This is a genomic window from Neobacillus bataviensis LMG 21833 (assembly GCF_000307875.1).
Lineage (GTDB): Bacteria > Bacillota > Bacilli > Bacillales > Cytobacillaceae > Neobacillus > Neobacillus bataviensis.
Map to the genome: position 1 here is coordinate 1 of NZ_AJLS01000060.1, position 26,099 is coordinate 26,099.

Below are 26,099 nucleotides of genomic sequence, written 5' to 3' on the forward strand. Positions count from 1 at the left end.
ATGAAGACCAAAACGCTCATCGAATACATGCAAAATGGTCTTCATCCCGCTTATGAAGACCAAAACGCTCATCGAATGCAAACAAAAAGGTCTTCATCTCGCTTATGAAGACCAAAACACTCATCGAATACAAACAAAATGGTCTTCATCATGTCGATGAAGACCAAAACACTCATCGAATGCATGCAAAATGGTCTTCATCATGTCGATGAAGATCAAAACCCCAAACGGATTCCCACAAAACGGTCTTCATTGAAGAAGTCGCGCTTGCGCAATATCCCGATTCACTTATTTCATTCCGCAAGGACCGTCCCCTTCTTCACTGCTTCCCTACCATTCCGCAATGCTTCCATCTTTGTGGCGCCAAACTGGATTTTTCCAGTTATGGCTGACTTCGGCTTGTTTTCTGACAAATTCCTCGTTGATTTCTATTCCTAAGCCAGGGCCTTGCGGGATGCTGACGTAGCCGTCTTTATATTCAAATACGGATTTATCGACGATATAATCTAGCAGGTCGCTGCCTTGGTTGTAATGGATCCCTAAACTTTGCTCTTGAATAAAAGCATTATGAGCTGTCGCATCCACTTGCAAACAGGCCGCGAGCGCAATTGGGCCTAATGGACAGTGCGGTGCAAGTGCGACATCGTAGGCCTCAGCCATCGTAGCAATTTTCTTACATTCGGTAATGCCGCCCGCATGGGATACATCTGGTTGAATGATGTCAACATAACCATTCGCCAGCACCGATTTGAAATCCCAACGCGAAAACATCCGCTCCCCTGTGGCAATTGGAATCGAAGTATGCTGGGCAATTTCTCGTAATGCTTCATTATTTTCAGCGAGCACCGGCTCTTCGATAAACATTGGTCGGAACTGCTCCAGTTCCTTAGCAAGAATCTTCGCCATCGGTTTATGTACCCGTCCGTGAAAATCAATCCCAATCCCTACGTATTGCCCGACCGCCTCCCGAACCGCGGCAATTCGCTCCAGCACCTGGTCTATTTTTTCATAAGAATCAATATACTGCAGTTCTTCCGTTCCATTCATTTTGACAGCCGTGAAGCCCACATCGACAATTTTCTTTGCCGCTGCACCAACATCTGATGGCCGATCGCCGCCAATCCAGGAATAAACTTTAATCGAATCGCGGCAGGCACCACCCAGCAACTGATAGACAGGCGCATTAAAGTATTTTCCTTTAATATCCCAAAGGGCCTGGTCGATTCCCGCAATCGCACTCATCAAAATCGGGCCGCCGCGATAAAATCCGGAGCGATATAACATGCTCCAATGATCTTCAATTCTGAGTGGATCCTTGCCAATTAAATATTCCATTAATTCTTCGACACAAGCCTTAACCGTGGAGGCTCTTCCTTCGATGACCGGTTCACCCCAGCCAACGATTCCTTCATCGGTTTCTATTTTTAAAAATAACCAGCGCGGCGGAACCTGGAAAAGCTCATAGCTGCGAATTTTCATCACACACACTCCCTTTTGAAGCATTTTTTAAAAATAAATCCTTACAATTGGCTAAAATCTCAGATGCCCCAAATACGAGGGAATCCTCTACCTGCTGATCCGTTGCCTCCATAACATCCCACTTCTTATTCATATAACTTAATAAATGGCTAAAGGCCTTTCGTAAAGGATCTGAACCCCCGACGATCATCCATTCTATTTCACCCATTCCTTCCTCCGATTGAGAAAGTGCTTGAAGGTCACTATAGATGACGGAACCGGCAAAATAATTTGCCCGCTGATTGGCATCCAAATCTGAAAATAAATCTAGCAGACGAATATGATAAAAACTTCTAGTTAGTCCATACTGCTTCGCCGCCTCGAACCCACATTCAAGCATCTTCTGATCGATGCTTTTAATCAGACTTGAACCCAAGGAATCAGAAAGAATGGTTTCCTTCTGAAGAGCACTTAGTGTTTCCCCTCCTAATGTCGACAAACAATACAACAAATCCTTCCGCTCACCCACGGCAACAAATTTTGTATGTGAACCCGGAAGAACAATCATTCCCTTGCCATTCACATCAAACTGTTTCAGCAAACCAAAGGATTCTACTTCCTCGCCGCGCATCACATCGAATTCGTTAATACACGCAACCAAATCCCGAGGATCCATTGAATCAATCGTATTTTTCATGCCTGGTATAAAAACACAAGGGATACTTAAGAATTCTTCCAACTGGGTCACTTTTGAAAACTGTGCAAACTCCTCCAATCCCGCCGGACTAGGAATATGAGGGATTTCATATATGCCTAAATTGGAAGTAATCATTCCGGATGCCGCAATATACTCGATATCAGAAGGTGTTAATTGATGTTTTGCCAATAATCGTTCCAGCCCCTGTTTTAATTGAGCCTTTAGGTTATTATTGCTGCCTGAAATGGCTGTGTCCTTTACACCAATTCTTATTTTCTCCGTATCAAGAACCTCGCTTGTTGTTTTGTCGTAAAGCCTTAGTCTAGAGTTAGTCGTTCCAGAATCAATCAGGATTACCTTCACATCCACCACCACTTTTCTCATCAATTCATTTAGGTGATTGAACTTTATGGACAATTTCTACAAAGCTAGCTGCCCGTCTTTCAATTTCTGTAAAATCACCTTGTTGTACCAGCTTTTCATCCACGAGTGAACTGCCAATTCCCAAGCAATGCGCCCCTGCCTTTAAAAAATCACCTGCATTCTCTAAGGAGACGCCACCGACAGCCATGGTTTCTACAAACGGCAACGGCCCCTTTAAGTCAGTCAAATACTTGGGCCCAAGCGGACGAATCGGGAAAATTTTGACCATTTTCACCCCGTATTCATATGCCGTTAACACCTCAGTCGGGGTCATAACTCCCGGAATAATCGGCACCTGATAGTACTTGGCCGTTTCAATGGTTTCCTTTTTCAAGGTCGGGGTGAGCAGGAAGCTTGCACCTGAAATAATCGCCAGTCTAGCAGACTCCGAATCTAGTACCGTCCCTGCCCCAATGAGCAGCTCCGGAAACTTTTGTTTCATCTGTTCAATTCCGCTGAGAGCTCCGGGGGTATTCAACGTGATTTCTACCGCCCGGATTCCTCCCTGATAAAGACTTCTCACTGTATTTTCTAGCCCCTCAGAAGAGTGACTACGGATAATGGCCACCAGTTTTGCTCTCTTTATTTCCTCTAATGCCGAGGTGCTCATTCTACTTCATCTCCAATTTTGGTTATGATTTAGCCTTTTACACTGCCACCCGTTAATCCAGCAATAATATATTTTTGGGCAAAGAGCGCCAATATTAGAACCGGTGCTGTGATGATCACGGAAGCGGCCATCAGACCTCCCCAGTTAATATCTGAATAGGAGATAAAATTAAAGACGGCAATCGGCAATGTCTTCGTCTTGTCACCGGCAAGAATCAAGGAAAACATAAAGTTATTCCAGGAGAAAATAAACGCTAAGATCGATGACGTTACAATTCCCGGTCCCGAGATTGGAAGCATAACTCGTACAAAGGCAGCAGGAATGGAACAGCCGTCAACACGAGCGGATTCTTCAAGCTCATGCGGCAATCCTTCAAAAAATGGAATCATGACCCAGATAATAAACGGCATGGTCACTAGCATATGACTGAGAATAAGGGATGTATACGTATCGATTAAGTGCAATTTTGAGAAAATAATAAACCATGGAATAAGGAAAGAAATACCCGGGACAATCCTCGCAACAAGGATTAACAGTCCGAGCCCCTGCTGCTTGTATTTCGCAATGGCATATGCGGCGGGTAATCCCAGAATGAGCCCAAAAATCGTCGCACCCACTCCAACGATAAAGCTGTTCCAAATAAAGGTCAGAAAAGAATATTCATTAAATACACTTACGTAGTTTTTGAAACTTGCCGTAATTTCAAATAGCTTTGATGTATCAAGTATTTGTACTTGCGTTTTAAATGACGCAAGGAGCATCCATAGGAAAGGGAGCAAAAACAAAAACAGGGATAAGTAGACACCTACATGAGTCAAGATGACTTTTACTGGTTTTGGTTTTTTTCCACTCATAGGTTTACCCCCGCTCTGTTCCGTAAAAGGATCGTAAAAATACTAATGGATAGGACAATAATGAAAAATACCATAAGTAAGGCGGATGCCTGACCAATTTTAAAATATTGAAACCCTAAAACATACCCGTAAATATTAATCGTCTGTGAGGATGTACCTGGTCCACCTTGAGTGGTCGCATAAATAATATCAAACGTTTTTAATGCATCAATCATTCGTAGCAGAACAGCCGAATAAAGCGTTGGCTTCAATAAAGGCAGAGTAATTTTTTGAAAGGATTGCCATGTGTTGGCGCCATCAATCATCGCCGCCTCATAAGGATCCTTTGGCAGTGATACGAGGCCTGCCAATACGATTAAAGCAATCATTGGCGTCCATTCCCAAACGTCAATAAAAATTAACGAAGGCATAACGAGATTCTGTGATGTTAACCATTCCTGACCTGGGAGTCCTAATTTTTCTAAAAACACATTCGCGATCCCGATATTAGGCTCGTAAATCAGAACCCAGATTAAACCTACCGCAACAGGCGTCGCAACCATCGGCAATAGAAATAACGTTTTTACTAGCCCTTTTCCGACAATATTTTGGTTCATCAGGACGGCTAGCCCCACACCTAATACCGTTTCAACAGTTACCGCCACAATTGTAAAATAAAACATAAGCTTCAACGATTTAAGAAAAAGCTCATCATGAAATAATTCGAGATAATTTTGCAATGCTACCCATAACGGCGGGGTAATATTCGACATATTCCAATCATGAAAACTCAGCCAAAAGGTGTATCCAACAGGCATAACCATCATGAGTCCTACAAAGATTACAGCAGGCATGGTAAAAACCCACTTGATGTTACGATCAATCCAATTTGTCATTCTTCTGCTCCCCCTTACCCACTTGCCTTTTAAAAAAACGGCCTCCAAGCGAGCATCCAGAAAATCCACCCCAGATTGCTAACCGAAAGCCGTTTCGAATTAGGTGTTATCGGTTTTATTATTTCTCGCTGTCAAGAATCTTTTGGAATTCTCCGTCTGCTTTTTCCGCAGCCGCTTTAACATCTTTGCCTTCAATTCCGGCTAGGATGACGTCACCGATCACATCACGTGCAGCTCCTACGTTAACAATTGCTGGACGATCGTAAGGGACGCCCTTATCGCCGCCATTCGCTGCAATCGCTTCGGCTAGATCTTTCGGGAATTTCGCTGTTCCTTCTGGAGAATTCCAGACAGAAATACGGGCACCAGGATTTCCATCAGCTTGAAGCTTTAGAACCATTTCTTTACTTTCAGCCCACTTAATAAATTCCCATGCTGCATCTTTCTTTTCAGAGTTCGCTCCGACTCCAAGCGCCCAAGAAGTGATATTATAAGGCTTCGCTCCATTTGGACCAGCAGGGAATGGGGCAAAACCAACTTTATCGGCTACCTGTGATTTTGAAGCATCCGTCGCGTTAGTAAATAGGGATGAAGCATCTGTATAGAATGCCGCTTTTCCTTGGGTGAACACAGCCATTGCTTCCGGCCAGCTCATGTTTAATGTCCCTTTAGGGCCATATTTATTTAGCATGTTGCCGTAGTAGTTAAACGCTTCAATCGCTTCTGGACTTGTAATGGTTGACTTGCCATCCTTCATGAAGTCACCGCCAAAAGCATACAAGTAGCTTGAGAACTGAGTAACAGCTGCTGCCCGCTTCCCACGAGAAACAAATCCGGAAACCCCATTTGCAGGATCATTTAATTTCTTTGCCGCTGCCTCAAGTTCTTCTAGTGTTTTCGGAACTTCGATTCCAGCCTTCTCTAAAAGATCCTTACGATAGTACAAAACCTCTGTTTCTGTTACGAGCGGCAAGCCATAAAACTTATCCCCATCCTTTACACTTCCAAGGGAGGAAGGAATAAAGTCAGCCGTATAATCCTTGTCTTTAGTGACATAACCGCTCATATCTGCAAAGTATCCGCTCTTATGGTACATTTTCCCGTCTTGAAGCGGGCGGAACATCACAACGTCAATCCCCTTTGAGTTAGAAGCAAACTCGACGGATGTTTTTTGTGTCAGTTGATCCTCAAAGTAGCTATCAATCTTAACCTTAATACCTGTCTCTTTCTCGAATGCAGGCAATTCCTTTTTAATCGACTCTGTCCACGGATGGTTAGCAGCCACCACGCGAATTTCTTGCACCTTCTTCTCCGCTTTATCTGGTGTTTTAGATGCAGTTCCAGATGATGAATCTGACCCGCCGCTGCAGCCCACGAGCGCAGAACTGATCCCAACGGCTAAAGCAAGCAACCCAGCTGTTTTTTTGAAACCTACGAAACTATTCCTCATGATCTTCCCCTCTTTCTAAATATAAAAATAATTACAAAAAGTGATAGCGGTTTCATTATATGGCAAAATTTTTTTGTTTCAAAAGTGACTTGTTAAGCGCTATCATAATTATTTTAAATGGTTTAATATAACCATATAATGACATATTTATATTTACTAAATTTATCTGTATCCAATGCTGCATGATATGTTCATAGCGGTTTCGAGCAGCTTTTCAACAATCATTTCCTTCTGTTTAAGCATTCGTTCTTTCGGCCCTGCTACGCTGATTGCTGCCTGAATTGTCTGGTCTACTCCATAAACTGGAGCCGCAAGACAATAGAGGCCTTCTTCATTCTCTTCATCATCAATCGAGTAACCCTGTTCTACAAACATGTCCAACTGCTGCAAAAGGTCTTCCTTTTTCGTAATGGTCTTTTGCGTGATAGGCTCAAGTTTTAAATGGCTTAAAATTTCGCCTTTCTTATTTTCGGGAAGAAAAGTTAAAAAGGCTTTCCCTAAACCAGTACAGTATAGCGGTTTGCTTTTTCCAGGCTCCGCAGTGGTTTGTATGGAGCGATTACTAGTTATTTTTGCCACATACACCAATTCAGATTGCTCCAGTGTGGCCATGAATACAGTTTCCTGAACCGTTTCCATTAATGACTTTAGAAAAGGCAATCCTTGTGCTGAAAGATCTAATGCATCCTTTGCTGCACCGCCAAGCTGGATTAACTTTGGCCCCAGCTTATATTTTCTAAAATGATCGGCTGTAAGGTAGCTGTTTTTATATAGCGTTTCAACCAAACCAGACGTACTACTCTGAGGAAAGGAAAGGATTTCGCTAATTTCCTTTATCGTTAAGCCAACTGGATGCTGGGCAAGTAAATCAAATACCCTCAATACCCGCTCTGCTGATTTCACCGACATCTTTACGCCTCCCCAAATCACATATGTGATTTAACATCATGTATGTGATTTACTAAATAAATCATACTATATGCCTAATTTTCTTGCAACAACTTATTGAAATATTTAGATATTTGCTTTTCCTTGGAATCTAAATCTAGAAAACTACTATGTAGAAGGGTTCTATTGGACATTTTCATCCAGATTCGTGAAGTTTTGTCCATTAGGACCTTTCTATCGGACATTTTCATCCAGATTCGTGAAGTTTTGTCCATTAGGATCTTTCTATTGGACATTTTCATCCAGATTCGTGAAGTTTTGTCCATTAGAACCTTTCTCTATCAATGCCCAAAAGACGAAGTTAAAATCTTGTATAAAAACAAGTAAGGAGAGGCTGTCTTAGCCTCTCCTTACTTGTTTTCATTTTATTAGATCCTGTAATTCTGGCACTACATGTTCCGGCACCTGTCCTGTAACTCCCGCTACTAGGTTCTTAGCAGCGATCATGGCCATGTCAAATCGAGTTTTTTCTGTAGCGGAGCCAATATGCGGCAATGTGACAACATTGGCCATCTCTAGAAGCGGATTATCCTTTTCAACTGGCTCTGCTTCATAAACATCCAGACCCGCTCCATAAATTTTGCCTTCTTTTAAGGCATGAATTAGAGCTTTTTCATCAACGACCTGCCCTCTAGCACAATTAATAAAAATCGCACTCGATTTCATCCTATTAAACTGCTCTTCTCCCATAAAATGATAGGTAGATTCATTCAACGGAAGCATCATTAACACAAAATCTGATTCCTCTAATAATGGGTTAATTTCACTATAATGAATGCCATACTTTTCCTCCAAAGCAGGCTTTCTTGTTGTACTGTTATACAAAACCTTCATCTCAAATCCCAGCGCAGCTCTACGTGCGATCTTTTCACCGATCCTTCCCATGCCAATAATCCCTATCGTGGCATGGTGAACATCCTGACCGTAAAGGAAGGATTCACTAATTGACTTATCCCACTTCTGATCCTTCACAAAATTATGTAACTCCGGAATTCTCCTGGCAGCAGATAGAATTAACCCAAAGACCAAGTCGGCCACAGTTTCATCTAGTACATAGGGGGTATGTGTACCTAATACCCCGCAGGCCTTCATGGCATCGGTATCTAAGTTATCATAGCCAACTCCAATTTTGCTAACAATTTTTAAACGAGGAGTATTTTTTAAAAACTCCATATTGATTGCTCCTTGGGATGTCATAAGCCCGTCTATGTCAGCTGCTTCCTTCAAAAGACGCTCTATCGGAATTGATTCTTCTTTATTCCAAATCTTGTACTCGCAATACTGAGCGATGTATTCCTCCACTTCTTTCGGAATAGGCTTAGCAATAAAGACTTTTGGTTTCATAATAACACTCCCTCAAATTCATTCCATTTAGGTTTCTTTTTATACATCTGATGATGATTTCTTCCGGTTATTACCAAGCATACCTTCAATCTTCGGACACATGGAAGGTAATGATTACATTTATTGTTTTCCATAATTTAGTCTAGCATCAATGGGGGTACTTTTCTATTAAAACATCCTGATGAAAGGACCCTAAAAACACCTGAAAGAGCAACCAATAAATGGTTGCTCTTTGTCCATTAAAGGCTTGCTACTACCTTTTTTTCTGCTATTAAATCTTCTAATCTTTCTTTTTGGCTGACTAGTTCTTCTACAGTGAGTTCTCCTCTAGGTGATTGAAAGCTCAATGTTGGCACATTACTTTGTACCAAGCTTTTAAGCTGGCCGCTGTTTTGTTCGTACAAACGATATCCTACCGCACCAACTACTGTTCCTGACAGAAATCCCATTAAGAAATCACGATTTAAAGCCATTTTGTTGCCCCCTAAGAATAATTTTTATATGTAAAGAAGTCTTTGACTTCTCCTCATATCATGAAAGATTTCTAGCGCATTCACGGCCCAAGTAATCATGGCAACTTGTAAAAGATTATTTACTCCTAACGAGAACATGCTCGCAATACCTGTGATCACGTCGGGGTGTCTGAATTTATTTTCCCCATGCGTAAGGACCATATAGGCTGTCGAAATCACAGCAGCGTACACGAAGAAATCAGGTCTAGGACTAAAACCTTTTCTTACATACGCAGCTAATATAAGCACACCCGTACATAGGGAACGAAAAACGTCCTTCCGTAAGTCGGATCCGGCTTGAAACCTAAAGCGGTCCATTGAATCGAACCGTGACTGTCTAAAAAATAACGAAATATAGCGAAGAATCATGTTTCTTCCTACTATTTCAGGTTCATATTCAATGACCATGGATTGAATAATCGGTTCAATTCTGACCTTGTTTATTCCTTTTAAGTTAGAAAACATCCGTTCAATCGTTATATAAGCATTGTTGTGATCGAGAGCAGGAATAATGACCCTTAACCTGCCGGGAATACTGTGAGCGATCCGATAATTAATTTCCACTCGCTTTTCCCCCTAGAAAGATGATTTTTCCACTGTTCAAGACGACAGCAATGGTTGCCGCATTATGAATAGCAGCACCAAGAACTGGTGATATATATCCTAATGTTCCTAATAAAATGGCTCCGCTATTGACTAGGATGGTCACAACAATATTTTGGTAAATGAGTTTCATTGTTTTTTGCGCCATTTTCATGACCTCCGCCAATGCTAGCGGATCATCTGAGGTCACAATCACATCCGCTGTTTCGACCGCAATATCCGTTCGTTTCGTACCGAGCGTGATTCCCACATTCGCATAGGCAAGCGCTGGAGCATCATTAACACCATCGCCAACCATCATTAACCCATCTGTTTTTTGTTTATAATTCATGACAAAGTTTGCTTTATCCTCGGGAAGCGCTTCCGCAATAAAGGCATCCATTCCCAGTTCGTCAACAATTTTTTTGGCAGGATAATAACGGTCGCCCGTTAACATAATGAATTCATCCACACCATGCCGCCGCATTTGATTAATGGATCGCTTCATTCCGTCTCTAATCTTGTCTTGCAAAATAATAATGCCGATTACTTGTTGATCATAAGAGACATAGACCATATTTTCTTCCTGATTGATCTGGCTGTTCAGCTTTTTTATTGGCTCAAGCGGGACATTCCAATCCGACAAAAATAATTTACTTCCCACGAGTACTAATTTTTCGTCAATGATTGCCTTGATTCCCTTTCCGACAATCATGTCAATTTCTTGATGTTCAGGTATCGAAAGCCCGCATTCTTTCGCTTTATTACAGATGGCTTCCGCAATCGGATGCGAGGAATGTTCTTCAGCAGATGCCGCTAAACAAAGCACCTGATTTTCCGTCATATTTTCTACTGTTATCACCTTTGTCACGATTGGTCTACCCTCGGTAATGGTTCCCGTCTTATCCAAAATAACCGTGTCAATTTGCGCCAGCTTTTCGATGGTTTGGCCGCCTTTGATTAAAATTCCATTTTTAGCTGCTAGACCTATGGAAGATGAGATGGCGGTTGCGGTTGACAACTTTAGACCACATACATAATCAATGACCAACATGTTCAATACTTTATTCCAATCTTTTGTGACAACGAAGATTAAGCCGGCAAGAACAAACGAGACTGGAACCAATTTCTCTGATAAACGGTTAGCTACCGATTGAATAGGAGCTTGTTTCGTTTGCGCTTCTTCAATGAGATGAATCATTCGCGAAATCGCAGTATCATCCCCGGCTTTTTCCACACTAATTTTTATGCTGCCTTCCACCGTGATAGACCCCGCAAAGACCTTTTCACCCTTTATCAGTTCCCTTGGGATATATTCCCCTGTGATCGATGATTCATCCACAATGGCCGTTCCTTCGATAATCGTTCCATCTACAACTACTTTCTCACCTTGAAAAACAACTACCTGATCTCCCGCCTTAACTTCTTCAATGGAAACTTTTACTTCTTTCCCTTCCTGATCTATTTTCCAAACATAATCTGCCTTTACACTTAACATATCTCTGACATAATTTCTCGTCTTATAGGCAGTAAAGTCTGTTAACCATTCACTAATCGTTGACATTAAATAAATGATGAGCGCAGAGTTTGGATTCCCTTTTAGGATGGATGCCAGTAATGCAGCCGCCGTTAGCGTGTCAGCATTAGGCCTTCCAGTTGTCATAACGGATAAAATTCCATTTTTTAAGATGCTGTAAGATGCAATCAGAACAGCTATAGAAGATGCTTTTGTCAGGTTTCTGATTCCTTGGGAAGGGACGGAAGTTGCTTTAAACGTTTCAAACATAAAGGCACTGAAACAGACCAGAATTTCGATCAAAGGGATGCTCGCTTTTGCAGGTTCCCTTTTTTCAACTACTTCTTGCCGTGGAAAAAGATGTCCTAGTAATAAAAAAAGATCTTTCCATGTCAAACAATCATCATGATAGAGAAGCAATGATCCAGTTTCATTAGTATAGGAAGCTGAGTACACATATGGCAGTGAACGAAACAATGCTTCAATTTCCTTCCCATTTGCATAGGTAACTCCTAAACTTAATCGGGTTCTTCCTGGAATGGAATGGATTAATGCCACATTATGTCTCATTGTTCAACCCTTTCTCTTTCGTCATAATCGTGTATGCCCAGTATAGTAAACTACTCGAAAAAGCGGGATTCGCTGAAAATCTAGTAACCCCAGAGATCAGTAAAAACAAGGATAGTAGCGAATCAACATCTGCCTTGCCAGAAGATCTTTTTTTAATGAGTCCATCTACAGATGACACGGTCTTTTTCATGGTTTTCATAAGCTGTGCTTCTACATAAGGATAGGCGTTTACCGAGGTGTCAACAGCAAGTTTCAGAAGCTCATCAAATTGTTCAGGAGAAAGCGCCGGCACGTTAAATTCAATTAAAAGACTCCCGGTAATGGGAGATCCACTCGCGGATTTAACAATGGTCAGTTGGTTAAATGTTTGTTCAAGATGATGTGCCACCATTTCATCTTTCCAGCGGTCACATTTTAGTCTTACTCTTCCGGGCATAGCGTGAACGACTTCAATTTTTTGATCATTTATGGACGATAATAGTTTAGGAGCGAGTAGTGAAGCTCCTAAACCCACTAGTGAAGAAATCATCGCTTCTCTCCTTCAAAAGACACACTTTCAATCTTTTCCACCCATGCTTCAAGCTGCATGACATGGTCTACTGGACTATGATCGTAGTTAATGAGTAAACTCCCTGTCTCAGCTGTATATTCGATTGAAAAAATTCTTGTCTCATTCTTAAATTGCTGTATTAATGGATTCACCATTTGCGGGTTATTTCTCCACACAGGAGACTTTAAGCGAATTCTCCCAGGAATCTGGTGGGCAATTTCAATCCCATGCCTTTTTAGGACTTTTTTCATTCGATTCGCTAGCTGTAGTTCTTTTACTTTATGTAACATAGATTTATACTCCTAAATAACATGATATGTTTGAGGTGGTCACTAATGTTGACTTTCACTTATATTGTTTCCCTAGCGCAAAATGGTTACCATTATAATAATACGAATATTTGGAAAAGTAAATAATAATACCCAAAAATAGGTATTTTTACATAAAGCCACCAGTGGATTTCATGCCCTAGTGGCTTTGCATTGTGAAGATTTAGTGTTGCTGAATCATTTTTTTCCTGCTCCATTTTTTTATGAGGATCCCGTGCTTAGGCGAGAAGAACAAGGCAATGATAAACAGGATGCCTGCCACAACCACCATCATTCCACCAATGGATGCATCTAGAAGATAGGCAGCGAAATATCCGAGCAGTGAACTAACAATACTTAAGCCGATACTAATCAGAATCATCCTGCTCAACTTATCTGTTACTAAATAGGCGGTTGCAGCCGGAACGATAATCATCCCAACCACCAAGATCGCCCCTACACTTTCAAAAGAAGCAACCGTTGAGATCGACACTAGACCCATTAATAAATAGTGGAAAAACACAACCGGAATGCCGAGCGACGCGGCCAACGCCGGGTCAAATGTGCTAATTTTAAACTGTTTATAAAACAGACTGATGACGAGAATATTAAGGAAAAAGCTTCCTCCTACTCCCCAAACGGCTTTCGGCCCGATACTAGTCCCTCCAATATGCAACGTATCCCACGGGGCATAGGCGATTTCGCCATATAAAACACAGTCTAGATCTAGATCTACCTGTCTTGTGTACAAACTAATTAACACAACTCCAACCGCGAATAAAGCGGTAAAGACCACGCCAATTGATGCATCTGACTGGACACCGCTGTTTTGAAACATTTGAATAAGAAAAACGGTGACTAATCCAATAGCAGCAGCTCCAAACATCATGATTAGCGATTCTCTTGAGCCGCTGATTAAAAATGCAATCACAATACCCGGAAGGACGGAATGGCTAATCGCATCGCCAATCATCGACATTTTTCTTAACACGAGAAAACATCCTAAAATACTGCACGATGCCCCAACTAACGACCCTATTAAGATGATCCAAAAATGATTCATAAGGATTTCTCCTTTATGCTCTGATGGTTTGTGAGCGGCCTATAGTCACTCTTGACCGAAGCTCGTAATCTCATTTTTGCTAACACACCGCGCTTCGGGGCAACCAGGACAGAAAGAATAAATAGGACCGTAGCAGATAAAACAATCAGTGGACCTGTTGGCAGATTATTTACCATTGAACTAGCTACCGTTCCAATAAAACCGCTGAAAGCCCCAAACACCCCCGCAAGAATGACCATCACATGCAGCTTTTCGGTCCAATATCTGGCCGCAACTGCTGGTGTAATTAATAATGCGGCCATTAACACAACCCCCACTGCCTGAATCCCGATGACCACAGCGGTCACAATGAGCAACATGATAAATTGATCTAAAAGAATAGTAGGCAGCCCAATCCCTTTGGCAAAACCGGGATCAAAGGAAGTGAGTTTAAATTCTTTAAAAAACAAGAAACAGAGAGCAACAAGAACGGTGCTAATACCGGCAATCGTATAAACATCTGCCCGGATCATCGAGGCTGCATGGCCGAACAAAAATTTATCCAATCCACTTTGATTACCGCTATTACTATGCTGGATTTGTGTTAAGAGGACAATTCCTACTCCAAAAAACACGGTTAAAATAATCCCTAACGCCGAATCTTGTTTAATGCGTGTATTCCTCGTAATATAGCTAATGGCTACCGTTGCCAAAATCCCGGCAATGATGGCACCGATGAGAAAGAAAAAGATCGACTTTGTCCCCGTTACCATAAAGGCCAGACATACCCCCGGAAGAGCCGCATGGGATAAGGCATCCCCCATTAACGATTGTTTTCGTAAATAGGCAAAGCACCCAATCACCCCGCTGCAGAGTCCCAGCAGCATCGTCCCCATTAATATCCATTGCGTATTCGGGTCAGAAAATAGCGAAAACCAATTCATGTCATCACCTCGGGCTGACAATGATAGGAGATGTGTTTGAATCAAGCATAGTTAAGCTCCCACCGTATGTCTTCTGTAAATAATCTTTTGTGAACAACTCTTCCGTAGGACCGATTCCAACGAGTTTGACATTTAACAGCATGATCCAATCAAAGTATTCTTTCACCGTATTTAAATCATGGTGCACAACAAGAACGGTTTTTCCTTGGCTTTTTAACTTCATTAACAGCGCAATAATCGCTTTTTCAGTTGCTGCATCCACCCCTACAAACGGTTCATCCATAAAATAAAGTTCCGCATCCTGCGCAAGTGCTCTTGCTAAAAAGACACGTTGCTGCTGTCCGCCGGAGAGCTGGCTAATTTGGCGATGAACAAACTGACCCATTCCCACTTGGTCTAAACATTCCAAGGCGACCGCTTTATCTTTTTTATCAGGGCGCTTAAACCAGCCTAAATGGCCATATCTCCCCATCATCACGACATCGAGAGCATCCGTTGGAAAATCCCAATCGACAGATTCTCGCTGCGGCACATACCCTACTCGTTTTCTTGTTTTTTTATAAGAGTCACCAAAAATCGCTACTTCTCCAGTAATGGAAGGGACTAATTCTAATATTGCTTTTATCAGCGTCGATTTTCCGGCCCCGTTCGGCCCAATAATCCCAATCAGCTTCCCTTCTGGAACACGAAATGAAATATCCTCTAATACTGGTTTTTTCTGATACGCCACCGTTAAATTCTTTACCGAAAGGGGAAACGCCATAAGCTATCATCTCCTTTTATTTCAATGCACTCACAATCGTATCGACATTATGTCTAACCATGCCTAAATAGGTACCTTCCTCCGTTCCTTCCGCTCCCATGGCATCCGAAAAGAGTTCGCCGCCAATTTTAATTTCATGGCCTTTTTCTTTTGCCCCTTCAATCACAGCTTCGATTGCTTTTTTCGGAACACTTGATTCCACAAAAACGGCTTTGATTTTATTTTTCACAAGATAGTCTCGTAGTTCACTAACATCCTTTGACCCATATTCGGAAGCCGTACTAATGCCTTGAAGTCCCATCACTTTAATATCGTACGCCTCACCAAAATAACCGAAAGCATCATGGGCAGTCACCAAGACTCGAGTCTGTTCTGGAATCATGGCAATTTGTTCTGTTACGTATTCATCAAGCTCTTTCAATTGATCAATGTACTTTTCGGCATTTTTTTTAAAGTCATCAGCGTGTTTTGGATCGAACGTTGAAAGTTCCTCGCCGATCGTTTCTGTTGCGGAAATCCAATGCTTCACATTAAACCAAACATGGGGGTCGAAGCCTTGGGAGCTATCCTGCGCGGAATGAAGTTTTTCTTCAGGAATATTTTTCGTGACGGCAATAGTTGGCTTTTTCTTTGCCATTTTTTCAAAAATATCAACCATTTTCCCCTCTAAATGGAGCCCATTGTAAAAAATAATATCGGCTGTATCCAGCTTCTTAATGTCTCCTTGTGAGGCTTTATAAAGATGCGGGTCAACCCCTGATTTCATTAAGCCCGTTGTGTCCACATGGTTTCCACCAACATTTTTCACGATGTCATTAATCATTCCGATGGTTGTGGTAACCTGGATTTTCCCGGATTCCCCCCCTTCATTCGACACATTCGCAGCGGAACAGCCTACCAATGAAAACACGAGGACAGACCCTATTAACGCCAACTTTTTTATTGCCTGAATCAAAATCAAACCCTCCAATCTAGTATTATGGCAATTATTTTATAATATGCCATGTTTTTTATATTGTGTAAAATATTTTTCCTTAATGCAACTTTATGTTAACTTGAAACCAAGATAAGGTCAATAGAAAACAATCGCAATATTTCGACATTTCAAAGTGCCACTTACCTGTGACTAGTTCGTGGCAAAACACCACTACGAACGAACCAATACAATCAAAAAAAGAAGCAAGGGTAATCACCCCCGCTCCCTAAAGTCCATTCGCTTCAATAACTTGTTTGTACCAGTAGAAGCTATCCTTTTTGATCCGACGCAAGTCATGGATTCCTTCTTCGTGCTGATTGACATAGACGAACCCATAGCGCTTTTGGAAACCATTTAGCCAGCTTAATAGATCGGTGAAGGACCAGACACAATAGCCCAGCATATCGACACCATCGGAAATCGCTTCTTGAATGGCCGCAACATGGGCGCGGAGGTATGCAATCCGGTAATCATCATGGATTAGATCCTGCCCCTCAAGCTTATCGTATTCCCCCAGCCCATTTTCACTAATCAAAATCGGCAAATCATACCGGTTTGTGATCCGGCGAAGCGCAATCCTTAGTCCTTGCGGATCAATATTCCAATCCCAATTCGTGCGTTCCAGGTTTGAATTCACCGTTGTTTTAAACAGCCCAGGAATGCCTGTATCCTTTGACGTCCCTTTGATGCCGGTTGTATTCATTTCCCCGGCACCAACACCGCCTTCTAATGGATTCGCTTCAAATGTCGTGGTCTGATAATAGTTTAAACCCATAAAGTCTGGCTTTCCTTCTTTTAATAAGGCAAAATCCCCCTCTTCCACTACCGGCGCAAGGCCTTGCTCAACAAGGTAATTCCACGCTGCTTTCGGGTATTTCCCCCAAGCATAAATGTCCATCCACCAATGGTTGTTTAGTTCCTCCGCATTCTCCGCAGCTAAGATATCTTCCGGCTTGGACGATGCAGGGTAGGCCGGTGAGTAGGCAAAGCTCGGGCCAATCTGGCCATTCGGGACAAATTTACGGAATTCCTTGATCACACTGGCATTGGCTAGATTTGCATGATGATTCACCTGATAAAACAACTTCTGATCGATGATACCCGGTGGATGTGTGGCGTGAACATACCCATGGCTTGTAAAAATATTTTGTTCATTCAGGCTGACCCAGTATTTCACACGGTCACCAAAACGTTTAAAACATTCCACACTATAATTCGTAAAGTCTTCAATAATTCTTCGCGATTCCCAGCCGCCATATTCATCCTGTAGCACCTGCGGCAAATCCCAATGATACAAGGTCAAAATCGGTTCAATCTGATTGCTCTGCAGTTCATTAATTAACTCGTCATAAAACGCAATGCCCTTCTCGTTGACATCGCCTCGTCCATTTGGAAAAATACGCGCCCACGATACGGAGAAACGATACGCCTTCAAGCCCATTTCCGCCATCAAACGGACATCTTCCTTAAAACGATGATAGTGGTCAACGGCCACATCCCCCGTTGTTCCCTTAAAGGTCTTACCAGGAATACGAACAAACTGATCCCAGTTCGTAACCCCTTTCCCATCTACATCCCATGCACCTTCAACCTGGTAGGCAGCAGATGCAGCCCCCCATAAAAAGTCTTGTGGAAACGGTTTAAGTGTTTTATGTATCATGACTTCAATCTCCCTTCCTTCTGCCGCTGCAAAAAGTGGTATAAGGCACCGATTAAATTAGAATCATTGCCGAACTTACATCTTTCCACTTGGATCGTTAAACCTTCTTGATCATATTTCATTTGCAATAACGTTTCGTTAAGCTGTTCAACAAAGCCCTCCCGATGACTGATGGCCCCGCCAATCAAAATCTTCTCCGGGTCGATAATGAATTGTAAATTATAAATACCAACAGCGAGCCGATGCAAAAACTTTTCAATCTCATCCCGTACGTCTGGATCCCCATTTTCAGCCAGAGCAAATATCTTTTTACCGGTAAGTTCATCGGGATCTACGTCTTTACGTTTGGCCACCTGATTAATCAAGCCGCCAACAGCAGCTAAAGAACTCCACGTTTCTCCTGACTGCCTCCTCGGGTAGTCCTCCATCAACATATAGCCAAATTCTCCCGCAAAACCATTTTTTCCATGGCGGACTTTTTTATCAAGCACCACCGCGCCGCCAATACCGGTGCCAATCACAATACAAAGAAAATCATTAACATCCTTCGCTGCACCAATCCAGCCTTCCGCCAGTCCAGCACAATTCGCATCATTTTCAAGTTCAACCGGTAACTGCGTTCGCTCCCGAAGCAGTTCCTTCATATTGGGTCCATGAATATAAGGGAGTGCCGTGACCCCCTCAATCATTCCGGTTTCAACATTCACCGCACCAGGCATACTAACGGCCAAGCCTTTTAACACATGGTGTTTTTGGAAATTCTTAACAATAGAATCAACTGTATCGATAAACATGTTGAGACTCATTTTTGGAGTGGGAACGGATGATTTTTCAATAAACGCACCCGATTCATCCATAAGGGCATATTTAATAGAAGAACCTCCAACATCAAGCACCGCGTAGTAATTCACCACATGACCTCCAATCAACCCTACTTCTTACTTTTTAAAAAAATGATCCCCTGCCCTTTAGCGGAGGGTGGAATGTGTTCCGCATGATTCCCTGATGATTAATTCAGAGTCAATAAAGACCGGTTTTAATTGTGACCTGCCATTAATTAAATCATCGAGCATATAGGCGGATAATTTTCCAAATTTCTCTTTATCCTGTTTCACCGTTGTCAGTTTCGGTTCACTGTAGCGGCAGGCGGCAATATCATCACAGCCAACAATCCGGATGTCTTGCGGACACTGTAAACCAGCTTCCTTGATCGCTTGCAACGCCCCGAGTGCCATTAAATCTGAGGTGGCAAAAACAGCTTCAGGCAGTTCATTACTTTGGAGTATTTTCTTCATCGCCGCATAACCGCTTTCCTCGTGAAAATCACCATACTGAATCCATTCCTCACGAATCTCAAGACCAAATTGATTCATCGCTTCCAGGAATCCTTGTTTGCGAAAAGTAGAAACAGCGGAGTCGAATTTGCCGCCAATATAACCGATTTTTTTTATCGTATGGAGGTATAAATATTCCACCACTTTTCTTGATAAATCCACATTGTCGGTCATGATGTAACTAGATTTTGGTCCTTTTAACTCAATATCGATCCCGATACACGGCAGACCCTCCAAAGCCAAATCGAAAGTGGACTCCTCCACTTCCTCCCCAGCAATGATCAAGCAGCCGTCGACGTGGAAATGCCGGCATCTAGCTAAATAACTGCCATTATCCGATTGAAAGCGTTCATTTGAAAACATTAAAATATCGTACCCAAGTAAACCAATATTTTTTTTAAAAGAGGAAATTACCTCATTGAAATAAGGGTGAGTCATATCCACATTAATCTTCCCGGCATAAATTAACCCGATTAAATTCGACTTTTTCGTTGCCAATGATCGGGCAGAAAAGTTAGGCTCGTAACCTTTTTGGTTAATAATATCCATAACCTTTTTCTTTGTACTCTCACTAATTCCTTCGTAGTTGTTAATGACCTTTGAAACGGTGCCTTGAGAAACACCTGCCAATTGTGCAATATCCTTAATGGTTAAATTCATCTTAATCCCTTCTATTTTCAAAAAATGTTATTTCACAGAACCATCGGTAATACTCGAAATGAATAATCGGTTAAAGAATAAGAAAACCACCAATAGCGGCACAGTTGCCCAGAATACTCCTGACATAATCATCCCAAAGTCCACATTTCGGGTATTGCTTAATTGAGCTAATGCCACCTGAATCGTATAGTTTTCCGGATCGCGCAAAACAGTAAACTGCCATAGGAACTCACCCCATGCAGCCGTAAAGACAATAATTCCTAAGGTGGCAAAGGCCGGCAGAATAATCGGCAGGACAATACTGCGATAAATTCGGAAGTTTGAACAGCCATCCAATTTGGCCGCTTCGATTAACTCATCAGGAACCGATTCACTGATATATTGTCTCATAAGAAAGATGCCCAGCGGATTTAAAAAGAACAAAATCATCACACCAGGTAAGGTATCAAGCAATCCCGCCTTCGATATCAGAAAATATTGCGGGATTAATCCTAATTGCGGTGGAATAATCATCGTTAACAGAATCGCAGCAAAGAAGATATTTTTTCCGCGGAATCGAAACTTCGCAAAAGCAAAACCCGCTAATGAACTAATAAACAAGACAACCAGCGTCACAACGCCGCAAATCACAAAGGAGTTCCACATCGACTGGAAGAAATCAATTTGATTTAAAACCTTTTTAAAGTTTTCAACCAACAAGCTCCCTGGCGTGATGGTAGGCGGAATCGAGTTATAGGCTGAGCTGGGACTCGTGGCCATCACAAACATCCAATAAAACGGAAATAGTGATAATAACGCAGCAAGGGACAAAAATACATACACGAGGAGTTTCCCGCCGGACAACTTTCTTGATTTTTCTAGTTTAATCATTGTCCTTTCCTCCTCTTTCGGCCGATACCAGACGTTAAGAATACATTGATTGCCGCAAACGCTGAAATCAACACTAATAAAATGATCGCGGTAGCTGAAGCAGTACCAAAGGATTGTAATTTAAAGGCATCACGATACAAATACATCACAATCGTCATCGCCTCATCCCTCGTAAAGGCACTATTCCCTAAAAATACGGTCGGTTCAGAAAATAACTGCAGTGCCCCAACCGTTGAGGTAAAGACGGTGAGAACAATAAACGGCTTCAGCATGGGCATCGTAATATAGAGGAGCTGCTGGAATTTATTTGCCCCATCAATGGTGGCGGCTTCATACAAATCATTTGGGATACTTTGAATTCCAGCGAGGTAAATAATCGTATTATAGCCAACCCACCGCCAAAAGACCATAATTGAGATTGCAATTTTCGTTCCCCATTCAGAACTGCCCCAATTCACCGGGTCAAGCCCCGCGAGACTTAAAACATAATTGGCCAAAGAGGATTCATGGTCACTAAACAGCACACTGAAAATAAGGGCTACCGCCACCATTGACGTAATATAGGGCATAAAAATGGTGACCCTGAAGAAGTTTTTAAATTTAAGAAAGGCTAGATTCAATAAATAGGCAAAAATGATTCCAAACACTAATTGCGGGGCAGTGCCCATGATTCCCATGACAATCGTATTATAAACCGATTTCCAGAAAAGGGGGTCTGTTAAGACAAGTTTAAAATTAGCCAATCCCACAAATGTCATCGGACTTAGGCCGTTCCATTTTTGAAACCCTAAATAAATACTAAATAATACCGGATACAAACCAATAATCGCAAAAATAATAAAGAAAGGCGCAATGTATAAATAGCCGGAAATCATGTCTTTCTTCGCTTCAGACCTATATCGCTTCTTTTTTATTTTTACATGATTACTGGCGGGATTCGCCTTCACTGGATCCATTTTTACACCTCGTTTCAGGTCAAGGTGGAAGTGGCGCATGCCATTCAGGATCCGCCAGATCCACCTTCCTTATTTCTAGTAAACTATCGAATTAGCGGCTTAACAAACCTTCGGCGCGCTTAACAGCATCTTTCCATTCTTTTTCAGGATCCGTCCCCTTATTTTGAACATTTTTCAAGGCATTCAACACTTCTGAATAGATTGGGAAGTATTTTTCCCCTTTATAAACCGCACCATTGATATCTTGTGCAGCCTTTGCAAATACAGGCGCAGTTGCTTGCCCGCCAAAGAATGCATCTTGGTTACTTTTAAAGGCATCCATTTCATATACCGATTGTGCAGAAGGGAAAAGTCCCTTGTCTTGGAAAGATTTCAATTGATTGTCTGGAGAAATTAACCATGCTGCAAATTTATAGGCTTCTTTTGCATGCTTGGTTTCGCTTGGAATCGCGATGAAGGAGCCGCCCCAGTTTGCTGCAAATTCAGATGGCAGTGTCGCCACTTTCCATTTACCAACAGCTTCCTTCGCGTTGCCTTCCATCCAGCCTTTTAACCAGCCAGCCCCTAATTCAGCAGCAAATTCCCCTTTATTCACGGCATTTGCCCACTCTGGTGACCACATTTCAAATTTACCAACAACGCCTAATTTGTTTAATTTCACGGCATAATCATAGGCCTTTTTAACGGAGTTTCCATCCTTCTCTAGCAATAACTCCCCTTTAGGGTTGAGGAATGTTTCTTTGGCACCGTCTAAGTAAGCTCTGAATGCCATTTCAATACTATCTACAAATGGCTTTCCTGTTTTTTCTTTCACTTTGAGACCAGCTTCTTCAAATGTAGTTGGTGAATTGATCAATGCTGTCACTTCTTCTGGATCTGTTGGCAGACCTGCAGCCTCAAAAACATCTGTCCGGTAGTATAAGGCTTTCGGGCCAATATCTGTTGGCAAGCCAATTAAGAAATCACCTTTGTCGTTCTCACCTGTTTTCCATTTCCAATCAAGGTACTGATCCTTAATATCCTTCGCACCTAGATCATATAAGTTTTCGAAGCGGTCTTGTGCCGCTTTAAAGCGATCTAGTTGGTCAATTTCTAACATGGTGATATCCGGTGCACCGCTTCCGGCAGAAAGGGCAGTAAATAAGGCATCATGATGCTCAGCCGTTTCGGCCGATCTCACCTTAATTTTGACACCAGGGTTTTCTTTTTCATATGCTTTCGCTAAATCTTCATATCCAGTAGCACCAAATGCCCAGAAGTTTAAGGTGACTTTTTTATCTCCGCTGCTTTCACCCTTGTCAGTAGAAGCCTTTTCATTGCCATTACACGCTGCTAGCGAAAAGGCAAGAGCTGTTGATAATCCTATTGCAGCCAGTTTTTTCAAGCTTTTCAATTGAGATTCCCCCTAAAATTGTTTTGTCAGGCTTTCAACAAATGGAATACTGCCGCAAAAATAAATCAGATCGTGTTATCTATGTACCCCCCACCTCCATTACTGTGCCGTTCTTCAAAAACGAGATAATAGCTTTATATTTTGGAAACCGGTTTCTATAATTAGTTTAGAAGGTTTATATATTGAGTATGGAAACCGCTTTCATTAGTGATTATAAATCTATTTTTCTGAAAAATCAATCGTTATTTCAGTGGAATGCCTTTATTTTAGAAACCGGTTTCCTAATGAAGCAGGGGACGGTTCTCTTGCTTCACTTTTCTTTTGTTTAATCCGTTCTATCGCCTGCCTCTTCTTATTCCCACTTCTATCCTCCATCATCGGACAAAACCCGGCCATTAAAGAAAAGTGCGAATGAATGCATCTTAGCTTTTTCCTAAAAAAATAGAGCGGAGACGATAACGTCTCCACCCTACTTAACTAGTTTAAGCAACCGTTGTGCCTTTTTTATGATGACCTCTGGTAGCAAAATACTTCCGTACATAAGGCATGGCATATCGATCTAAACCGAATTTACCAGCATTTGCTCCGGCAACTAGGACGAAGAAGGCTAATAGAATCATTTGTCCGTTTGTGCTTACGGTGCCACTGAATAAGAAAGAAAAATTCATGACCATTCCCATTAATGTCGCAAAGTTAGTAAGCAGGCCTAGGATTAATGCAATTCCGACTAACACTTCGCCCCATTGCACTAAGAAAGAAAACAGATCCGCGTTTGGCAAGGCAACTTGTTCTAAAAATGTGGCCCACCAGCCTTGGACAGCCGGATGGTCCCCAGTGCTAGACGCAATCGCCCCTTTCAAAAATCCACTGGCATCAAAGCCGCCGCCTGTTAATTTTCCATAACCTGCATGTAAAAATTGATAACCTATATAAATACGAATGAATGCCAATATCCCCGCAACAATAGTATTTTTTCTTAAAAGATTTAACATAATACTCCATCTCCCTTAGGATAAGTTTATGACAAGATTTTGTTTGTTTCTTACTACACTTATATATTATCACCTTTCCCAAGATAAAAAGAGTGATTGTGATACATTTCACAAGTTAGTAACAAAGTCTTGAAGTTATTGTGAACTAATGAAGCAGGGGACGGTTCTCTGCATCATGAAAATAAAGCAGAGAACCATCCCCTGCTTTACGTAATTTTTACTATTTTTTTGGTATAATAGGTTTAGTCAAAAATACCCTAGAAGATAATGGATTTTTAACTGGAATAATTCAACTATTCAATATACTCAAATCATCAATGAGGTGAAGGTCTTGCGTAAATCTCGAATCATTATAGTAAGTAGTGTTATTGGTATCCTCGCGATCGTGTTTGCGGGTATCTATTATCATCAATCCACCCAGTTTAACAAGCATATTACAATCAACAACACAAAAGTCGGCGGACTGACGGCTGAGCAGGCATTAAAAAGACTAGAATCATCTGTATTAAAAAATAAAGTGTATGTTGGGCAAGATCAAATTTTCGATGGCAAAGACACGAAAATGGGATTCACCTCTAAAGATTTGCCTAGTGTTACGAAACTATTAAAAAAGCAGCAGACCTTTTGGCCTTCCTCAAAGGCAAAAAATTATATGCTAAAGCCAAGCAAAAACGATCAATATCGGAGCCAAACCATGAAAAAACTTGTAGAGGATAAGCTTATTTCCATGAATACTAGCTTACTAGTCCCCAAAGATGCGGAGGCACGCTTGGAACAAGGGAAAATCATCGTCTCTGAAAGCGTGGATGGGAAGCAGCACGATGTCGCTCTGTTAATGAAGGCTTACCAAGACTATGATTATACAAGTGAAATCCATCTAGATCCCGCCTACATTCAGCCGATTAAAGCGGACAGTCCGATCATAAAAAAGGAACAGAAAACGCTGCAAGAACTTGTGCAACGAACCATTGATTATAAAGTACAGGATCAAGTTTATTCTTTAAAAGGCAGTGATTTAATTAAAAATGCCACCGTAACAAAGGAGTTGCAGGTAAGTATTGACCCAGCGGATATTAAAAATAAGGTGACGGAAATTAACAATTCTCAATCCACACTAAATAAAAATTTCACCTTTAAAACCCATTCCGGTTCGGTCATATCCGTAAAAGGACAATCCTATGGCTGGGCACTGAAAGTCGATAAGGAAACAGAGCAAGTGAAGGCAGCTTTTGAAAAAGGGGAAAAGTCACTCGAAGCCAAACACATTTACGGAGTGGGCTGGAGTACTTACGGCACCGGCTTTGATACGACCACCAACAATGGCATCGGCGACACCTATGCCGAAGTATCCATTGCCGAACAACGCATTTGGATTTATAAAAATGGAAAATTAGCCCTCACCACCAATGTGGTGACCGGCAGACATGACACCAAGGAAGATACCCCGCCAGGAGTATGGTATATCATGTATAAAAAAACACCATCCGTACTCAATGGAACGAGTGTAGGTCATGGGAGTTATTCGGTTAAAGTCCAATATTGGGCACCATTTACACTCAGTGGATGCGGATTCCACGATGCCAGTTGGCGGACAAACTGGGAAAGCACCGCCTATCTCACCGCAGGATCCGGCGGCTGCGTCAACACCCAGCCAAGCATCATGAAAGCCGTATATGACAACCTAAACAAAAACGAACCTGTTATTATTTATTGAAACTGGGGACGGTTCCCCAAAGTTTCGCAAAAAAAGCCCGACTAACTGATAGGAGTTAGTCGGGCTTTAGAATTTTGTAAAAGGCCAATCCACACAAA

26 protein-coding genes are annotated in these 26,099 nt (G+C 41.9%); 2 read left to right on the forward strand and 24 right to left on the reverse strand.

Annotated elements, in window-relative coordinates; genetic code table 11:
* Positions 1-330: 330 nt before the first annotated feature.
* From dgoD to BABA_RS11435, 23 genes are all read right to left on the reverse strand, one after another.
* On the reverse strand, positions 331-1,479 hold the full coding sequence (dgoD, locus tag BABA_RS11320; protein ID WP_007085323.1) for a galactonate dehydratase: 1,149 nt from the start codon (positions 1,477-1,479) through the stop codon (positions 331-333).
* The gene (locus tag BABA_RS11325; protein ID WP_007085324.1) at positions 1,460-2,518 is read right to left on the reverse strand and encodes a 2-dehydro-3-deoxygalactonokinase; all 1,059 of its coding nucleotides are present in this window, start codon (positions 2,516-2,518) and stop codon (positions 1,460-1,462) included. Before BABA_RS11325 ends, dgoD begins: the two co-directional genes overlap by 20 nt.
* Positions 2,519-2,543: 25 nt before the next feature.
* Complete coding sequence (locus BABA_RS11330) at positions 2,544-3,188, reverse strand: bifunctional 4-hydroxy-2-oxoglutarate aldolase/2-dehydro-3-deoxy-phosphogluconate aldolase (RefSeq protein WP_007085325.1); 645 nt, start codon at positions 3,186-3,188, stop codon at positions 2,544-2,546.
* A 29-nt stretch (positions 3,189-3,217) separates the two neighbouring features.
* The gene (locus BABA_RS11335; protein WP_007085326.1) at positions 3,218-4,042 is read right to left on the reverse strand and encodes a carbohydrate ABC transporter permease; all 825 of its coding nucleotides are present in this window, start codon (positions 4,040-4,042) and stop codon (positions 3,218-3,220) included.
* Positions 4,039-4,917: a carbohydrate ABC transporter permease gene (locus BABA_RS11340; protein WP_007085327.1), complete on the reverse strand. Its 879-nt coding sequence runs from the start codon at positions 4,915-4,917 to the stop codon at positions 4,039-4,041. The genes BABA_RS11335 and BABA_RS11340 overlap by 4 nt, the downstream gene beginning before the upstream one ends.
* Positions 4,918-5,035: 118 nt before the next feature.
* Positions 5,036-6,367, reverse strand: a complete 1,332-nt coding sequence (locus BABA_RS11345) for an ABC transporter substrate-binding protein (protein ID WP_007085328.1) — start codon at positions 6,365-6,367, stop codon at positions 5,036-5,038.
* A gap of 162 nt (positions 6,368-6,529) precedes the next feature.
* Entirely contained in the window at positions 6,530-7,276 is a 747-nt protein-coding gene (locus BABA_RS11350) for an IclR family transcriptional regulator (protein WP_007085329.1), read from the reverse strand.
* A gap of 399 nt (positions 7,277-7,675) precedes the next feature.
* Complete coding sequence (locus tag BABA_RS11360; RefSeq protein ID WP_007085331.1) at positions 7,676-8,659, reverse strand: 2-hydroxyacid dehydrogenase; 984 nt, start codon at positions 8,657-8,659, stop codon at positions 7,676-7,678.
* A gap of 239 nt (positions 8,660-8,898) precedes the next feature.
* Positions 8,899-9,132 carry a hypothetical protein gene (locus BABA_RS11365; RefSeq protein WP_007085332.1) on the reverse strand — a complete coding sequence of 78 codons (234 nt, stop codon included), beginning with the start codon at positions 9,130-9,132 and terminating at the stop codon, positions 8,899-8,901.
* 24 nt (positions 9,133-9,156) lie between these two features.
* Positions 9,157-9,735 (reverse strand): HMA2 domain-containing protein, encoded by a 579-nt coding sequence (locus tag BABA_RS11370; RefSeq protein ID WP_007085333.1) that lies wholly within the window; start codon positions 9,733-9,735, stop codon positions 9,157-9,159.
* Complete coding sequence (locus tag BABA_RS11375) at positions 9,725-11,839, reverse strand: heavy metal translocating P-type ATPase (RefSeq protein ID WP_007085334.1); 2,115 nt, start codon at positions 11,837-11,839, stop codon at positions 9,725-9,727. Before BABA_RS11375 ends, BABA_RS11370 begins: the two co-directional genes overlap by 11 nt.
* Positions 11,829-12,368, reverse strand: a complete 540-nt coding sequence (locus BABA_RS11380; RefSeq protein ID WP_007085335.1) for an HMA2 domain-containing protein — start codon at positions 12,366-12,368, stop codon at positions 11,829-11,831. The genes BABA_RS11375 and BABA_RS11380 overlap by 11 nt, the downstream gene beginning before the upstream one ends.
* Positions 12,365-12,679 (reverse strand): HMA2 domain-containing protein, encoded by a 315-nt coding sequence (locus BABA_RS11385; protein WP_007085336.1) that lies wholly within the window; start codon positions 12,677-12,679, stop codon positions 12,365-12,367. Before BABA_RS11385 ends, BABA_RS11380 begins: the two co-directional genes overlap by 4 nt.
* A 202-nt stretch (positions 12,680-12,881) precedes the next feature.
* Complete coding sequence (locus BABA_RS11390; RefSeq protein ID WP_007085337.1) at positions 12,882-13,760, reverse strand: metal ABC transporter permease; 879 nt, start codon at positions 13,758-13,760, stop codon at positions 12,882-12,884.
* Positions 13,757-14,683: a metal ABC transporter permease gene (locus tag BABA_RS11395; protein ID WP_007085338.1), complete on the reverse strand. Its 927-nt coding sequence runs from the start codon at positions 14,681-14,683 to the stop codon at positions 13,757-13,759. Before BABA_RS11395 ends, BABA_RS11390 begins: the two co-directional genes overlap by 4 nt.
* Positions 14,684-14,687: 4 nt before the next feature.
* Positions 14,688-15,446 (reverse strand): metal ABC transporter ATP-binding protein, encoded by a 759-nt coding sequence (locus tag BABA_RS11400; protein WP_007085339.1) that lies wholly within the window; start codon positions 15,444-15,446, stop codon positions 14,688-14,690.
* 16 nt (positions 15,447-15,462) lie between these two features.
* Positions 15,463-16,401 (reverse strand): metal ABC transporter solute-binding protein, Zn/Mn family, encoded by a 939-nt coding sequence (locus tag BABA_RS11405; RefSeq protein WP_007085340.1) that lies wholly within the window; start codon positions 16,399-16,401, stop codon positions 15,463-15,465.
* A gap of 247 nt (positions 16,402-16,648) precedes the next feature.
* On the reverse strand, positions 16,649-18,082 hold the full coding sequence (locus BABA_RS11410) for a glycoside hydrolase family 1 protein (protein WP_007085341.1): 1,434 nt from the start codon (positions 18,080-18,082) through the stop codon (positions 16,649-16,651).
* Positions 18,079-18,993, reverse strand: coding sequence for an ROK family protein (locus BABA_RS11415; protein WP_007085342.1), 915 nt, complete (start codon positions 18,991-18,993; stop codon positions 18,079-18,081). The genes BABA_RS11410 and BABA_RS11415 overlap by 4 nt, the downstream gene beginning before the upstream one ends.
* Positions 18,994-19,050: 57 nt before the next feature.
* Positions 19,051-20,076: a LacI family DNA-binding transcriptional regulator gene (locus BABA_RS11420; RefSeq protein ID WP_007085343.1), complete on the reverse strand. Its 1,026-nt coding sequence runs from the start codon at positions 20,074-20,076 to the stop codon at positions 19,051-19,053.
* 27 nt (positions 20,077-20,103) lie between these two features.
* Positions 20,104-20,946 (reverse strand): carbohydrate ABC transporter permease, encoded by an 843-nt coding sequence (locus BABA_RS11425; RefSeq protein ID WP_007085344.1) that lies wholly within the window; start codon positions 20,944-20,946, stop codon positions 20,104-20,106.
* Positions 20,943-21,902, reverse strand: coding sequence for a carbohydrate ABC transporter permease (locus BABA_RS11430; RefSeq protein ID WP_051186040.1), 960 nt, complete (start codon positions 21,900-21,902; stop codon positions 20,943-20,945). The genes BABA_RS11425 and BABA_RS11430 overlap by 4 nt, the downstream gene beginning before the upstream one ends.
* A gap of 91 nt (positions 21,903-21,993) precedes the next feature.
* Positions 21,994-23,295, reverse strand: a complete 1,302-nt coding sequence (locus tag BABA_RS11435) for an ABC transporter substrate-binding protein (RefSeq protein ID WP_007085346.1) — start codon at positions 23,293-23,295, stop codon at positions 21,994-21,996.
* A gap of 182 nt (positions 23,296-23,477) precedes the next feature.
* On the opposite strand from BABA_RS11435, the gene BABA_RS27300 reads away from it, so the two are divergent.
* A complete protein-coding gene (locus BABA_RS27300; protein ID WP_157273169.1) occupies positions 23,478-23,624 on the forward strand; it encodes a hypothetical protein in 147 nt (48 codons plus the stop codon).
* Between the two features lie 153 nt (positions 23,625-23,777).
* Here BABA_RS27300 and BABA_RS11440 read toward each other — a convergent pair whose 3' ends face one another.
* Positions 23,778-24,287 (reverse strand): DoxX family protein, encoded by a 510-nt coding sequence (locus BABA_RS11440; protein ID WP_007085347.1) that lies wholly within the window; start codon positions 24,285-24,287, stop codon positions 23,778-23,780.
* A 331-nt stretch (positions 24,288-24,618) separates the two neighbouring features.
* Here BABA_RS11440 and BABA_RS11445 point away from each other — a divergent pair, with 331 nt between their 5' ends.
* Positions 24,619-26,001, forward strand: coding sequence for a L,D-transpeptidase family protein (locus tag BABA_RS11445; RefSeq protein WP_007085348.1), 1,383 nt, complete (start codon positions 24,619-24,621; stop codon positions 25,999-26,001).
* Positions 26,002-26,099 lie beyond the last annotated feature (98 nt).

Coding starts and splice junctions, on each gene's coding strand:
- dgoD (WP_007085323.1), bottom strand. CDS start 1,479: ATGAAAATTCGCAGCTATGAGCTTTTCCAGGTTCCGCCGCGCTGGTTA.
- BABA_RS11330 (WP_007085325.1), bottom strand. CDS start 3,188: ATGAGCACCTCGGCATTAGAGGAAATAAAGAGAGCAAAACTGGTGGCC.
- BABA_RS11335 (WP_007085326.1), bottom strand. CDS start 4,042: ATGAGTGGAAAAAAACCAAAACCAGTAAAAGTCATCTTGACTCATGTA.
- BABA_RS11340 (WP_007085327.1), bottom strand. CDS start 4,917: ATGACAAATTGGATTGATCGTAACATCAAGTGGGTTTTTACCATGCCT.
- BABA_RS11345 (WP_007085328.1), bottom strand. CDS start 6,367: ATGAGGAATAGTTTCGTAGGTTTCAAAAAAACAGCTGGGTTGCTTGCT.
- BABA_RS11350 (WP_007085329.1), bottom strand. CDS start 7,276: ATGTCGGTGAAATCAGCAGAGCGGGTATTGAGGGTATTTGATTTACTT.
- BABA_RS11360 (WP_007085331.1), bottom strand. CDS start 8,659: ATGAAACCAAAAGTCTTTATTGCTAAGCCTATTCCGAAAGAAGTGGAG.
- BABA_RS11365 (WP_007085332.1), bottom strand. CDS start 9,132: ATGGCTTTAAATCGTGATTTCTTAATGGGATTTCTGTCAGGAACAGTA.
- BABA_RS11375 (WP_007085334.1), bottom strand. CDS start 11,839: ATGAGACATAATGTGGCATTAATCCATTCCATTCCAGGAAGAACCCGA.
- BABA_RS11380 (WP_007085335.1), bottom strand. CDS start 12,368: ATGATTTCTTCACTAGTGGGTTTAGGAGCTTCACTACTCGCTCCTAAA.
- BABA_RS11385 (WP_007085336.1), bottom strand. CDS start 12,679: ATGTTACATAAAGTAAAAGAACTACAGCTAGCGAATCGAATGAAAAAA.
- BABA_RS11390 (WP_007085337.1), bottom strand. CDS start 13,760: ATGAATCATTTTTGGATCATCTTAATAGGGTCGTTAGTTGGGGCATCG.
- BABA_RS11395 (WP_007085338.1), bottom strand. CDS start 14,683: ATGAATTGGTTTTCGCTATTTTCTGACCCGAATACGCAATGGATATTA.
- BABA_RS11400 (WP_007085339.1), bottom strand. CDS start 15,446: ATGGCGTTTCCCCTTTCGGTAAAGAATTTAACGGTGGCGTATCAGAAA.
- BABA_RS11410 (WP_007085341.1), bottom strand. CDS start 18,082: ATGATACATAAAACACTTAAACCGTTTCCACAAGACTTTTTATGGGGG.
- BABA_RS11420 (WP_007085343.1), bottom strand. CDS start 20,076: ATGAATTTAACCATTAAGGATATTGCACAATTGGCAGGTGTTTCTCAA.
- BABA_RS11425 (WP_007085344.1), bottom strand. CDS start 20,946: ATGATTAAACTAGAAAAATCAAGAAAGTTGTCCGGCGGGAAACTCCTC.
- BABA_RS11430 (WP_051186040.1), bottom strand. CDS start 21,902: ATGGATCCAGTGAAGGCGAATCCCGCCAGTAATCATGTAAAAATAAAA.
- BABA_RS11440 (WP_007085347.1), bottom strand. CDS start 24,287: ATGTTAAATCTTTTAAGAAAAAATACTATTGTTGCGGGGATATTGGCA.